This is a genomic window from Massilia sp. YIM B02769 (assembly GCF_030411995.1).
In the GTDB taxonomy this organism is placed as follows: domain Bacteria; phylum Pseudomonadota; class Gammaproteobacteria; order Burkholderiales; family Burkholderiaceae_D; genus Telluria.
The window spans coordinates 104201-117117 of the sequence record NZ_JASNRC010000002.1; the positions used below are offsets into that span (position 1 = coordinate 104201).

The 12917-nt window shown below is 67.4% G+C and carries 15 protein-coding genes; 6 read left to right on the forward strand and 9 right to left on the reverse strand.

From position 1 onward, the window contains the following. Window positions 1-2: 2 nt before the first annotated feature. Window positions 3-1214, reverse strand: a complete 1212-nt coding sequence (gene nhaA / locus QPK31_RS03195; RefSeq protein ID WP_290421501.1) for a Na+/H+ antiporter NhaA — start codon at window positions 1212-1214, stop codon at window positions 3-5. Between the two features lie 389 nt (window positions 1215-1603). Then, on the reverse strand, window positions 1604-2365 hold the full coding sequence (locus tag QPK31_RS03200) for a S9 family peptidase (RefSeq protein WP_290421502.1): 762 nt from the start codon (window positions 2363-2365) through the stop codon (window positions 1604-1606). 128 nt (window positions 2366-2493) lie between these two features. Here QPK31_RS03200 and QPK31_RS03205 point away from each other — a divergent pair, with 128 nt between their 5' ends. The 4 genes from QPK31_RS03205 to arsH are packed head-to-tail and all read left to right on the forward strand — an operon-like array spanning window position 2494 to window position 5372. Further along, the gene (locus QPK31_RS03205) at window positions 2494-2838 is read left to right on the forward strand and encodes a helix-turn-helix transcriptional regulator (protein ID WP_290421503.1); all 345 of its coding nucleotides are present in this window, start codon (window positions 2494-2496) and stop codon (window positions 2836-2838) included. Window positions 2839-2860: 22 nt separating this feature from the next. After that, on the forward strand, window positions 2861-3352 hold the full coding sequence (locus QPK31_RS03210) for an arsenate reductase ArsC (protein ID WP_290421504.1): 492 nt from the start codon (window positions 2861-2863) through the stop codon (window positions 3350-3352). A gap of 9 nt (window positions 3353-3361) precedes the next feature. After that, entirely contained in the window at window positions 3362-4642 is a 1281-nt protein-coding gene (locus tag QPK31_RS03215; protein WP_290421505.1) for an arsenic transporter, read from the forward strand. 13 nt (window positions 4643-4655) lie between these two features. Continuing rightward, a complete protein-coding gene (gene arsH, locus QPK31_RS03220) occupies window positions 4656-5372 on the forward strand; it encodes an arsenical resistance protein ArsH (RefSeq protein ID WP_290421506.1) in 717 nt (238 codons plus the stop codon). Window positions 5373-5453: 81 nt separating this feature from the next. Here arsH and QPK31_RS03225 read toward each other — a convergent pair whose 3' ends face one another. Continuing rightward, window positions 5454-6935, reverse strand: coding sequence for a DNA polymerase Y family protein (locus QPK31_RS03225; RefSeq protein WP_290421507.1), 1482 nt, complete (start codon window positions 6933-6935; stop codon window positions 5454-5456). Further along, complete coding sequence (gene imuA / locus QPK31_RS03230) at window positions 6865-7572, reverse strand: translesion DNA synthesis-associated protein ImuA (protein ID WP_290421508.1); 708 nt, start codon at window positions 7570-7572, stop codon at window positions 6865-6867. Before imuA ends, QPK31_RS03225 begins: the two co-directional genes overlap by 71 nt. 248 nt (window positions 7573-7820) lie before the next feature. Here imuA and QPK31_RS03235 point away from each other — a divergent pair, with 248 nt between their 5' ends. Continuing rightward, complete coding sequence (locus QPK31_RS03235; RefSeq protein ID WP_290421509.1) at window positions 7821-9053, forward strand: putative Na+/H+ antiporter; 1233 nt, start codon at window positions 7821-7823, stop codon at window positions 9051-9053. A 9-nt stretch (window positions 9054-9062) separates the two neighbouring features. Next, a complete protein-coding gene (locus tag QPK31_RS03240) occupies window positions 9063-9479 on the forward strand; it encodes a DUF86 domain-containing protein (RefSeq protein ID WP_290421510.1) in 417 nt (138 codons plus the stop codon). A gap of 13 nt (window positions 9480-9492) precedes the next feature. Here QPK31_RS03240 and QPK31_RS03245 read toward each other — a convergent pair whose 3' ends face one another. The 5 genes from QPK31_RS03245 to QPK31_RS03265 form a co-directional block, all read right to left on the reverse strand. Next, window positions 9493-9834 (reverse strand): hypothetical protein, encoded by a 342-nt coding sequence (locus QPK31_RS03245; RefSeq protein ID WP_290421511.1) that lies wholly within the window; start codon window positions 9832-9834, stop codon window positions 9493-9495. Between the two features lie 155 nt (window positions 9835-9989). Then, window positions 9990-11459 carry a TIGR01777 family oxidoreductase gene (locus QPK31_RS03250; RefSeq protein WP_290421512.1) on the reverse strand — a complete coding sequence of 490 codons (1470 nt, stop codon included), beginning with the start codon at window positions 11457-11459 and terminating at the stop codon, window positions 9990-9992. Next, window positions 11456-11905: a cell division protein gene (locus tag QPK31_RS03255; RefSeq protein WP_290421513.1), complete on the reverse strand. Its 450-nt coding sequence runs from the start codon at window positions 11903-11905 to the stop codon at window positions 11456-11458. Before QPK31_RS03255 ends, QPK31_RS03250 begins: the two co-directional genes overlap by 4 nt. A 4-nt stretch (window positions 11906-11909) precedes the next feature. Further along, window positions 11910-12323: a thiol-disulfide oxidoreductase DCC family protein gene (locus QPK31_RS03260; RefSeq protein WP_290421514.1), complete on the reverse strand. Its 414-nt coding sequence runs from the start codon at window positions 12321-12323 to the stop codon at window positions 11910-11912. After that, window positions 12320-12862: a GbsR/MarR family transcriptional regulator gene (locus QPK31_RS03265; protein WP_290421515.1), complete on the reverse strand. Its 543-nt coding sequence runs from the start codon at window positions 12860-12862 to the stop codon at window positions 12320-12322. The genes QPK31_RS03260 and QPK31_RS03265 overlap by 4 nt, the downstream gene beginning before the upstream one ends. Window positions 12863-12917: the final 55 nt, after the last annotated feature.

Consider the following 12917-nt stretch of genomic DNA (forward strand, 5'->3'; position numbering starts at 1 on the left):
CTTCAGCGCGCCGGTTCGCTCTCGAAGTCCATGGTATCCGGATCGAGGTCGGACGGCAGCGGCGCACCCATGAATTTCAGCCACGCGAAGCCCGCCACGCCGGCGCCGAACGAGGCCAGCAGGATCGCCATCTTCGAGGCGTTGATCGCCTCGGCCTGGCCGGCAAAGGCCAGGTTGGTGATGAAGATCGACATCGTGAAGCCGATCCCGCCGAGCAGGCCGGCGCCCAGGATGTGGCGCCAGGCCAGGTCGAGCGGCAAACGGCACACGCCGACCGCCACCGCGACGAAGGTGACCAGCACGATGCCCACCGGCTTGCCGACGCCCAGGCCGAGCAGGATGCCGAGGCTGTTGGCCGACAAGAGTTCCTGGGCCCAGCCGGCGCCGATCACGATGCCAGTGTTGGCAAGTGCAAAGATCGGCAGGATCAGGTAGGCGACCGGCTTGTGCAGCACGTGCTCGAGGCGGTGCGAAGGCGACTCGGCGTCGTCCTCGATGGCCGAATACGGAATCGCAAAGGCCAGCAGCACGCCGGCGATGGTGGCGTGCACGCCGGACTGCAGCATGCAGTACCACATCAGCGCGCCGCCCAGCAGGTAGGGCAGCAGCGCCATCACGCGCAGCATGCGCTTCATCAGGAACAGGGCCGCGAACACGCCCAGCGCCGCGAACAGCCAGGCAAAGGACAGCTGGGTCGTGTAGAACACGGCGATGACGATGATGGCCCCGAGGTCGTCCATGACGGCGAGCGCGGCCAGGAACACCTTGAGCGAGGCCGGCACCCGGTTGCCGAGCAGGCTCAGCACGCCGAGGGCAAAGGCGATGTCGGTGGCCATCGGGATGCCGATGCCGGCCTGGGTAGGTGTGCCGCCGTTGAACAGGAAGTGGATCAGCGCCGGCACGGCGATGCCGCCGACCGCGCCCAGGATGGGCAGCATGGCGTTGCGCAGGTCGGACAATTCGCCGTTGTACAGCTCGCGCTTGAGCTCGAGGCCGATCAGCAGGAAGAAGATGGCCATCAGGGCGTCGTTGACCCAATGCTCGATGCTCAGGCCGGCCACGTAGCCGTGCCAGAAGCCGAGGTAGGCGGGTCCCAGCGCAGAATTGGCCAGCAGCAGCGAGACCAGGGTGCAGAGGATCAGGAGGATGCCGCCGGCTTTGCCGGACCGCATGAATTCTTTGAATGTGTTCGAGAGCTTTTTTTCGATGCGCATGGTGGTGTGGCGTCCTGGTATGGCGGCTCGGGGCGCCGGTCGTCATGGATGGCGGAAGGCTTGCGCCTGCGGATGGGTGCCGTGTGCGGCAGCGGCTGGCGCGGACTCAGGAACTGTCGATGGAACACGGCGCGCGGGCGCGGGCTGCGCGCGGCCTGGATCGAGCGGGGAAGTTGTCGTTACCGGATGGCGGGTGGCGGGTGGCGGGATGGCAAGACTGGAACATGGGCAAGGGACGCAAGTAGTCTGCGCGGCGGCCCGACCAACGCACGTCCTGTCATGCCTGGACGGCATGATCACCCTGCCCGCATTATACCCGGATTCGTTATCACCCGGACAAGCACCGCCCGCCTTGCGTGCCGCCCATGGCGGAAGACCCCGGGCCACGCTCAGCTTGCAATATGGCGTGCGCTCCAGGCGGCGATCAGCGCAGCCACCTGGGCGGCGTCTTCCCTGCCCGTCACCAGATGGTCCATACCGTCGAGCGAGACGAAGCTTTTCGGGTAGCGGGCCAGTTCGAAGATGCGCCCGGCGTTGGCGATATCGACCGTATCGTCTTGCGGCGCATGCATCACCATCAGCGCGCGGCCCAGATCCGCAATCCTGTCCGCCAGTTGATGCCGCGTCGCATCCTCCACGAACTGCTGGCGGATCTGGAAATCGCGCCCCGCCAATTTGACCCGCGCCTCGCCCAGCCGGGCCAGCGTTTCCAGGTGCTCGGAGAGCAGCTTGTCGACCACGTAGTGCGGATCGCTCGGCGAGGCAATCGTCACCACCGCCCTGGACTCGGGAACGCGGTGCGCCGCCGCCAGCACCGCCGTGCCGCCCATGCTGTGCCCGACCAGCAGGCGCGGCGCCTCGAAGTGCGCGCGCAGGAAGTCGGCGGCTGCCACCAGGTCGCCCACGTTCGAAGAAAAATTGGTGTCGGCAAAGTCGCCGGCGCTGGCGCCCAGGCCGGCGAAGTCGAAACGCAGCATGGCCACGCCGCGCTCGGCCAGGCCATGGCAGATGCGGTTTGCCGCCAGCACGTCCTTGCTGCAGGTGAAGCAATGGGCAAAGACGCCGTAGGCGCGCGGGGCGCCGTCGGGCATGTCGAGCTTGGCCGAGAGTTTGCCGTGCGGCCCCTGGAAATCGACGCGTTCGGTGAGCATGGTGTCCTTCCGTTGCAATGGAGGCGCTACTCTGCACGCGATCGGCGAGGCGTGCAAGGCAGGCTCCAGTTTGCATTGCACAACATTTCGACTATACTAGAAATATGGAATCGACAAAGGGAACCGACATGGACAATACGGACGCCGTCGCGGCGCTGGCCGCCCTGGCGCAGGAATCGCGCCTGGCCGCCTTCCGCCTGCTGGTGCAGGCCGGGCCGGCCGGCCTGGCTGCGAGCAAGATCGCCCAGGCGCTGCAGATGCCCGCCTCCTCGCTTTCCTTCCACCTGAAGGAACTGACCCACGCCGGGCTGGTCGCGCCGCGCCAGGAAGGCCGCTTCGTCATCTATGCCGCGCGCTTCGACACGATGAACACCCTGCTCGGCTTCCTCACTGAAAACTGCTGCGGCGGCGATCCCTGCGCGCCGAGCGGCACGCCCGCCTGCGCACCAGGCGCCACCTCCTGCGGTAATTGAACCGTCTTTTGCGAAAGCCCACATGAACGTCCTGTTTCTCTGCACCGGCAATTCCTGCCGCTCGCTGATCGGCGAAGCCGTCTTCAACCACCTCGCCCCGGCCGGCTGGCGCGCCATCAGCGCCGGCAGCCAGCCCACCGGCAAGCTGAACGAACGGGCGCTGGCCCTGCTCGCCAGCAAGGGCATCGCCACCGATGGCTACTACAGCAAATCCTGGGACGCGCTGCCGGCCACGCCCGACATCGTGGTCACCGTCTGCGCCGGCGCGGCGGGCGAAGCCTGCCCGGCCTACCTCGGCCCGGTCCTGCGCACGCACTGGGGCGTGGATGACCCGAGCCATGTCGTCGGCAGCGAGGAGGACATCGCTGCCGCCTTCGAGCAGGCCTACGCCATCCTGCGCGCGCGCATCGAGGCCTTCCTGGCCCTGCCGCTGGACGAGTTGGCGCAGGACCGCGCCAGGTTCAAGGCCGCGCTCGACCGCATCGGCAGCGTCGCGCCTGCCCCGCACGCTTGAGGGCCTGCCGTGCTGATTGCCTCCCTCATTTTCCTGGTCACGCTCATCCTCGTCATCTGGCAGCCGCGCGGGCTGGGCATCGGCTGGAGCGCCAGCGCCGGCGCCCTGGCCGCCCTGCTCAGCGGCGTCGTCCAGGTCGCGGACATTCCCGTCGTGTGGAATATCGTCTGGAACGCGACCGGCGCCTTTGTCGCCGTGATCGTCATCAGCCTGCTGCTCGACAAGGCCGGCTTCTTCGAGTGGGCCGCGCTGCACGTGGCGCGCTGGGGCGGCGGCAACGGTAAACGCCTGTTCACGATGCTGGTGCTGCTCGGCGCCGCGGTCGCCGCGCTGTTCGCCAACGACGGCGCGGCGCTGATCCTCACGCCCATCGTCATCGCCATGCTGGCCGCGCTGCGCTTCACGCCGCGCGCGACGCTCGCCTTCGTGATGGCCGCCGGCTTCATCGCCGACACCGCCAGCCTGCCGCTGGTCGTGTCGAACCTGGTGAACATCGTCTCGGCCGACTACTTCGGCATCGGCTTCGCGCGCTATGCCGCGGTAATGGCGCCGGTGAACCTGGTGTCGGTGGCCGCGACCCTGGCGGCGCTGCTCTGGTTCTTCGGCAAGGACATCCCGGCCGACTACGACCTGGCCCAGCTGAAACGCCCCGAACAGGCCATCCACGACCGCGCCACCTTCGTCGCCGGCTGGTGGGTGCTGGCGCTGCTGCTGGTCGGTTTTTTCTGGCTCGACGACGCCGGCGTCCCGATCAGCGCCGTGGCGGCGGCCGGCGCCGTGGTCCTGCTGGCGGTGGCGGCGCGCGGCCACCAAATCTCGACCCGGGCAGTGCTGCGCGGCGCGCCCTGGCAGGTGGTGGTGTTCTCGCTGGGCATGTACCTGGTGGTGTATGGCCTGCGCAACGCCGGGCTGACCACCGGGCTCACCGCCCTGTTCGAACGCTGCGCCGAACATGGCGTGTGGGGCGCGGCGCTTGGCACCGGCTTCGTCGTGGCCATCCTGTCCTCGGTCATGAACAACATGCCGACCGTGCTGGTGGGCGCGCTGGCGATCGACGCCACCTCGGCCCAGGGCGTGGTGCGCGAAGCCATGGTCTACGCCAATGTCATCGGCGCCGACCTGGGCCCGAAGCTGACCCCGATCGGCAGCCTGGCCACCCTGCTCTGGCTGCACGTACTGGCCAGCAAGGACATTCGTATCTCCTGGGGCTATTACTTCCGCGTCGGCATCGTGCTGACGCTGCCGATCCTCCTCCTGACCCTGGCCGCGCTGGCGCTGCGCCTGGGCTGAACGAAAGGAACACATGGACAAGCTTGCCGACCTCCCGAACATCCGGCCCGAGTTGCTGGACCTGCCGACGCTGGACAAGCTGGCGCCCGCCTCCGGCATGGATCATCCGCCGCGCATCCTGCTGCTGTACGGCTCGCTGCGCGAGCGCTCGTTCAGCCGCTTCCTGACCGAGGAGGCGGCGCGCATCCTGGCGCACTTCGGCGCCGAGGTAAGGATCTTCGACCCGATGGAATTGCCGATGGCCGGCAGCGTGCCGGAAACGCACCCGAAAGTCGTCGAGCTTCGCGAACTGTGCCTGTGGTCCGAAGGCCAGGTCTGGTGCAGCCCGGAGCGTCATGGCGCAGTGACGGCGGTCCTGAAGAACCAGATCGACTGGATTCCGCTGGAGATGGGCGCGATCCGCCCGAGCCAGGGACGCACGCTGGCCGTGATGCAGGTCTGCGGCGGCTCGCAGTCGTTCAACGTGGTCAACACCCTGCGCCTGCTGGGTCGCTGGATGCGCATGTTCACGATCCCGAACCAGTCCTCGGTGCCGATGGCCTACAAGGAATTCGACGAGGCCGGGCGCATGCGGCCTTCGGCCTATTACGACCGCGTGGTCGACGTGATGGAAGAGCTGTTCAAGATGACGCTCCTGCTGCGCGGGCGTACGGATTACCTGACGGACCGCTACAGCGAGCGCAACGAACGGGCGCAGAAGGCGATCGACCGGCAGATCGGGAAGATTTGATGCGCGCACGGCCCTGCCTGCCGGCATGGCCGCATCGAGGTCCGCCGGTAGGAGCGGACCTGCGGCGTCTCGCCTTTCGTTTTAGCCAAACAAGCCATGCAAGTACCACCTTGGCGCTTCATCCTCGCCTGACCCGACAATCCGCTCCCGGTACACCCAGTACAGCGTGTGATCCTGTCCCTCGGCGATGAAGTAATCCCGCGTCTGCGTCTGGCTCCACCACCCCGCCTCGATCCGCTCCGCCTCCGACGCCATCTTCAAGGGCGAGCCATAGAAGGGCCGATGATTGCGCATCAGCAGCGCAATCGGCTTGGCCAGAATCCAGGTCGGCCGCGCCAGGCTTTCCACGTCGGGCGGCATCTGCGAAGCGCGCACCGTTTCGCGCACCTTTTCCTGCACCGGCACCCAGTTGTTGGCCACCTCGGGCCGGTAATCGGCCTGCGGCAAGGCCTGCAGCACATTGTCCGGCCCCAGGCGCGCGATCAGGAGTTCGAACATGCGCAGGCGGTCTTCCTCGCTGCCGCCCGGCTCGGGAAACAGCGATTCGTTCGGCGGCGCCATCGGCTGCACCTGGTTGGCGTCGAGCGCCAGCGCGATCACCGGCGCCTCCAGGGTCAGCTTGGCCAGGCGCTCGCGCAGCAGGCGCACCAGGTGCGCGTCGTGCCAGGTGGGTTCGGCCAGCGCGATGTCGACCGGCGTGGGCGGCCGCGCTACCCTGCCCCGCTCGTGCTCCAGCAGCAGCGTGATGCGCTCGACGGCCAGCTGGTGCGCGCACAGCCAGCCGGTCAGTTGCTGCACCAGGCGTTCGGCGCCCATCAAGCACTCCTCGGCATTTTCCAGGCGGTCGAAGAGTTCGATACGGGCGTGGAAACTGGTGGGCGCCTCGACCCACTCGAACAGCTCGGGCGCCATGCCGTAGGCGGCGTCTAGCATGTCGAGCAGTGCGCGGCCGCAACGCCGCTGCAAACCCGGACGTGGCAAACGGCGCATGGCGCCCAGGCTGAAGCAGCCGATGCCCTCGAACCAGGTGGCATAGGCGCGCGCCGGCGGCGGCAGGCTGGCGGGCAGGCTGTCGAGCCGGCGCGTGAGCGATTCGATGCGCATGGCGCGGCCGGCGCGGCGCCGGGCCAGCATCCAGGCGCCGCGTGCGGTGGGTGCGCAGCTGAGCACGCCCGAGTAGCCGAGCGCGCGCAAACTGGCGCGCACGCGCCGGCACAGCGCGCGGATGCCGCCGAACAGGCGCAGGCTGGCGCCGATGTCGATCAACAGGGTCGATTCCTCGGCCACCGCCACCAGCGGCGTGTACTGCAGCAGCGCCAGCGCCGCCGTGTTCAGGGCCTCGGCCTCGCGCTCGGGCGAACGCACGTGCAGGCGCACGTCGGGCATCAGCACCAGGACCCCGCCGCGGCGCATGCCGGGTGCTACCCCGGCAGCGCGCGCTGCCGGGGAGGCTGCCAGCACGCGCTCCTGCTCGAGCACGACGCTGCCGGCGTCATTGCACCAGTTCGGGCTGAAAACCTCGAGCGGTAACTGGTGCAGGTGCAGGCCGATCCACAAACGCATGTCGTTGGAGCAAAGTTGGAGTGAGTGGCAGGAACAGCGGCGCTTCGCGCTGCGGCCCCCGGCGTTTGACGAAGCCGACGTCGAGCCCGCCGGCGGCGGGCCGCAGCGACAGGCGCAGCGGCGCCGGCGAGGCATCGTGCGCGGCGGCGAGCGGACGCATCATGAAGAACAGGGTTTCGCCGCATTGCGCCGCCAGGTGCAGGCGGCGCAGGCTTTCGCCGCGTACGTGGTTGGCCCAGAACAGCAGCGCGCCGCAACTGCCGCTGCGCAGCACCTGCTCGGCGGCCCACAGCGCGTCGTTGGTGCGCGTGGCGCGCAGCCAGATGAGTTGCGAAGGCGGCAGGCCGAGCGCGGCCAGCGCCAGCGCCTGCGGCGGATGCGGCGGCTGCAGCAGCACGATGCGGCGCGAAGCCGCCGCCACCAGGGCCGGGCGCAGCAGGCGCATCTCGCCGATGCCGGGCTGCTGCACGAGCAAATCGACCAGGGTGCCGGTGGGCCAGCCGCCGCCCGGCAACTGCTTCGATAGCACCGGGTGGCCGGTGTCGACGCAGCGCGTATTCGCGCGCGCCAGCTGCGAGGCCAGCCACAGCGATGGATGCAATTCTTCCGGTGGAGTATTGTTTTGTAAGGAAGACATGATGACGGGCAATGCAAAAGTACTGGATGGATATACAGTACTAGCTCGTTCAGCTTTTGGCAAGATGTGTATATTCTGTCCATGTAGGATTTCACCTTGTTCTCGTGTACGCGCAAGCGTGCCTACTCTGGACGGCTTGGCCGGAGGAGCCATCCGATTCGCATCGAAAAGTGAAATAATGTCGGTTCATCTATTACGCTTCTGATAATGACCGTTCATCTCTTCCATCTACAACACAAAGGCCAGCCATGACCACCATGCAGCTGGTCGGCGCCATCCTGTTCGCCTGCGCCCTCATCCATACTTTCTCCGCCAAGGGTTTCGAGATGCTGGCCCATCGCCACCCGCGCCATGCCGGCCTGCTGGGCGAAGTCGAGGTCGTGTTCGGTTTCTGGGCCATGGTCCTGATCGTGGCCATGGCCTTGATCGGCGGGCCGGGCACGGCGGTCGACTATGCCGAGTCGCGCCAGTTCACGGAACCGCTGTTCGTATTCGTGGTGATGGTGATTGCCGCCTCGCGTCCCATCCTCGACGCCGTGCGCGCGCTGCTGCGGGCACTGGCGCGCTTTGCCCCGCTGCGCACCGAGGTCGCGCTGGCCTGGCTCGGCCTGGCCCTGGTGCCGCTGGCCGGCTCGCTGATCACCGAACCGGCGGCGATGACATTGGCGGCGCTGATGCTCGCGCCCCAGGTATTCCGGCCCGGCATTCCGGAAGGGTTGAAGTACGGCGCGCTGGGCGTGCTGTTCGTGAACGTGTCGATCGGTGGCACCCTGACCGCCTACGCCGCTCCGCCAGTGCTGATGGTCGCGTCCACCTGGGGCTGGGACAGCGCCTACATGTTCCTGCACTTGGGCTGGCGCGCGGCCGTGGCCGTGCTGGTCAACGCCACCGTCATCACCCTGCTCTTGCGGCGCTACCTGGCGCCGGTTGCCACGACGGACGAGCAAAAAACGGTGCCGCTCAAGGTGTCGGCGATCCACCTGGCCTTCCTGGCGGCCGTGGTGCTGCTGGCCCACCATCCGGTGTTCTTCCTCGGCCTGTTCATGCTCTTCCTCGGCTTTACCCAGGCTTACCAGCGCTACCAGGACCCGCTGATCCTGAAGGAAGGCTTGTTGGTCGGCTTCTTCCTGGCCGGCCTGGTGGTGCTGGGCGGGATGCAGCAATGGTGGCTGCAGCCGGTCGTCTCGAGCCTGGGGCCGACCGCCCTGTTCTTCGGCGCGCTGGGCCTCACCGCGATTACCGACAATGCCGCCCTCACCTATCTCGGCTCGCTGATCGCGGGCCTGTCGGAACACGCGCAATACATGCTGGTGGCGGGCGCGGTGGCCGGCGGCGGCCTGACCGTGATCGCCAACGCCCCGAACCCGGCCGGCGCGGCCCTGCTGAAACACGGCTTTGCCGACGAGTCGATTGGCGCGCTCGGCCTCCTGGGTGGCGCGCTGGGACCGACCGCTGTGGCAGCATTGCTTTTCCTGATCTGAGGAGCCCCCATGGACGACACCGTATTGATCGGCAAGACCGGCACCATCGAACGCTGCTGCCGGCGCGCCCGCGAAGAGTACGAAAAGGACCCGACCACCTTTGTCGGCGACATCACGCGCCAGGACGCGGCCACGCTGAACGTGATCCGCGCCTGGGAAGCGGCGGTCGAGATGGGAGATTATGTGATCGCCGACGCCGGCCTGGGCGAGCCGCACGACGAGCGCGAAGTCATCACCCTGCTGGCCGAGCATGGCTGGATCGATGCGGCGCTGGCCGAAGACCTGAAGCGCACCGGCGAATTCTGCCGCGCCGAATGGGACCACCAGGCCGCGCCGTTGCCGGCGCTGGTGACGATCATCAAGCGTGGGCTCGACGATTTCGGCGCCTACAGCCAGGCATTGGTCGCGCGCGCCGGCGCGGCCTGAGGATCAATCGGCGTCAATCCGCGCCATCCGCCGCCAGGGCCGCGTACCAGCCGGCATATGGCGTGTTGGCGACCATGCGCCGGTTCAGGTCCGGCGCGCCGTCGGTCCACCATACCGGGCCGCGCTCGCCCAGGGCGCGCTTGGCCTGGTCGACTTCCGAACGCGCCTTGCGCTCCGCATCCATGTCGCCGGCTTTCTTCGCGAGGCCGACCTGGCGCCGTGCCTTCATGAGCTTGTCGACCCATTCCTGGCGTACTTCCGGTGCGAGACCGGGATTACTGGTACGCCAAAGGCGGCCGGAGACGACGAAGTAACGTCCGTCGGGGGTGTGCGGGTAGGTGCGATCGGCTGGCATGGTGCGACTATAGCTGAACAGCCGGGGTCAGGTCTGACATTCGGACACGAACTCTGCCTTGGCCTCGCCACCGGCATCTTTCGACAGGCAGTCTCAGGCCAGGCACCCCTGTAAAGTCGAGCTTGTGTCCAAATGTCAGACCTGACCCCGGCTGTTCATTTCACGCTCCGCAACGCTGCCGCGATGCCCGGATAACGGAACACAAAGCCTTCCCGCTGCAGGCGCTGCGGCACCACGCGCTGTCCTTCCAGCAGCAAGTCGGCCTGCTCGCCAAGCGCCAGCCGCATCGGCCAGCCGGGCGTCGGCAGCACACAAGGGCGATGCCAGACGCGCGCCGCCGCCCGGCTGAAGTCGAACTGCGTCACCGATTCCGGCGCCGTGAAATTGGTCACGCCCACACCGGGCACGCCGCTTCCCTGCGCCGCGCTACGCCAGCGATGCGCCATGCCGCGCACCACGTCGTCGACGTGGATCCACGACAGCCACTGCTTCCCGCTTCCCAGTCTGCCGCCCAATCCCAGCAGGATCGGCAGCAGCATCATCGGCAGCGCGCCGGCCAGGCCGATCACCAGGCCGAAGCGCAGGCATTCCACCTGCGTGCCGTATTGCGCGGCGGCACCTGCGGCTCCCTCCCACTCGCGGCACAGGTCAGACATGAACATCGCTTGCGGCGGCCCGCTTTCGTCGAGTTCCGTCGCGTCGCCGATGGGCTGGATGCCGTAGTAACCGATCGCGGACGCCGACAGCATCAGGAAGGGCTTGTGTTCGGCGCGCGCGATCCAGTCGACCACCTGCCCGGTCAGGCCGATGCGGCTGCGGCGCAAGGCCGCGCGGCGCCTGGCATTCCAGCGCGGACCCAGGATGCGGGCGCCGGCCAGGTTGACCACCACATCGACGCGGCAAGCCGCCGGCAGCTCCCCCATCGAGGCGATGCAGCGCACCTTGCCGTCGAAGGTCCATGCGGCCTGCTTTGGCTGGCGGGTCAGGGCAATTACCTCGTGGCCGTCGCTCAGCAGCGCGCGCACCAATTGGCGGCCGATGAAGCCTGTGGCGCCGGTGACCAGCACGGTGCGCTTCGTCTCGTCGAAGGAGACGGACGTCTCGGCCGCAACCTGATGATCCACCCGACCGAGCCGCAAGGCCGCCAGCGCATCGCGCAGACCGGATACGCCGACACCCACGCCGCACAGCGCGAGGAAGACGCTGAGCCAGCCCTGCGGGCTCCACACCATGCCCGTCGGCTCCGCGTACCAGACCGGAAAATGCATCGCCAGCAGCGTGATGAAGGCGCCGCCGTTGATCGCCAGTACCGTGTGCGTGACCCGCTCGGTGGCCGGCAGCAGGCGGGTGCGGTCCTCGACCACGAAATCCCAGAGCGTGAGTACGATCTCCACCGTGAAGATGCCCAGCAAGGCCACGGCAAACAGGCCATGCCATTCCCAGTAGGCGAGCCCGATGAACAGCAGCGCGTAGATGATGGCGCGGGTCGCATGGATGCCGAGTTCCAGCCGCGCGCCCGGCTTTTGCGGCAGCGCTTCGGTGAGTTCGTGGTGATACAGGGTGTCGAAGGCGCCCAGGCAGCCCTGCGCCGCCATCAGCTGCAAGGCCAATACATGGGTGTTCATGACGCCACCGCCAGCCGGTCATGGCGCCACAACCAGAACAGCGGCGGCAGCATCACGGCCAGCGCCGCGACATCGACCCATACGTGCGGCCAGCAGGCGGCGCGCAGCGACACGAGGATGTCCTGGGGGGCCCAGGCCAGCAGGCCGATCATCAGCCAGAGCCAGACCTGCGGCTGGCGCAGGCGGTCGGCCAGGTGGATCAGGGCGATCATCCACAGGGCCATCAACTGCACCGTCGGCCCGAACAGCGCAATCCACCAGGTCTGCAGCTCCCTGGCCTGGCCCGGTGCGCCACCGGGCCAGAAGGCGGCTTCGATGCCGCCGTGGTAAGCATCGAGTACCGGCGCCGCCGCCATCCAGGGCAACAAAGCGCCCACCAGCACGTGCATGAGCGAAACCAGGTACAGCCAGCGGATCAGCCATCCGCGCAGTGTCGTATGCATCATGGTGTCACCTCAGGAAGGGGTTGCCGATCTCGCAAGTGTCGCCGTTGCAGCGTGGCGGCAGGCGATAGCCGAGGCGGCGCGAAATGGCATAGCGGTGGCGTGCAAACCAGCGATAGCAGCGCGCCAGCAGCGGACGCAGGAAAGGAATGCGCAGCGGCCAGACCAGCCAGCCGCGTCCCACCAGGGTGTAGGCGACCAGCATGCAGTCGATGCCGACCAGGACCGCGCCTTCACGCGTGCGGCCGTGCAGTTCGCGGTTCAGGGCCGCCATGTCCACGCCGAGGAATGACGGGTCGAAGCCGTGCTGGGTGATGTCGACGAAGTCCAGGCGCCCTTTCGTATTCCACTTCTTCAGGCGCCGCATCGCGCTCACGCAGAACGGGCAGCGGCCGTCGTAGTACAACGTGAGTGCGCTCATGCCGGCTCCTTGTCGTTCGGTCCCAAAAAGCGCGCCACCTTGCCGCCCATTGTCAGGAAGCGCTGCAGGGTCTGCGGCGACAGGTGCTGGTAATCCTGGAAGGTGGTGCTCAGCATTTCGAGGAAGTCGAGCACGGTCTGCATGCGCGCGAGCGTGTCGGCGTCGAGCTGCTCGTCCTGCGTGCCTTCGATGGCGCATTCGCGCAGCACGCTCAGGGTCGGGTCGATCTCGCGCCGCTTGCGCTCTTCCAGGATCACGCGGAAGATTTCCCACACATCCTGCAGGGCCACGAAATGGTCGCGCCGGTCGCCCAGCACGTGGGTGATGCGCACCAGCTTCCAGCTCTGCAGCTCCTTCAGGCTGTTGCTGACATTCGAACGCGCCACGCCCAAGGTCTCGACGATGTCGTCGGCACTCAAGGGGCGCTCGGCCAGGTAGAGCAGCGCGTGGATCTGCGCCACGGTGCGGTTGACGCCCCAGCGGGTACCCATCTCGCCCCAGTGCAGTACGAACTTCTGTGCGGTCGGGCTCAGCTCCATGATTTTTCTCTCTTTTCTGTTATGACAGAAATTAAAGAACAAACAGAAGATAAAG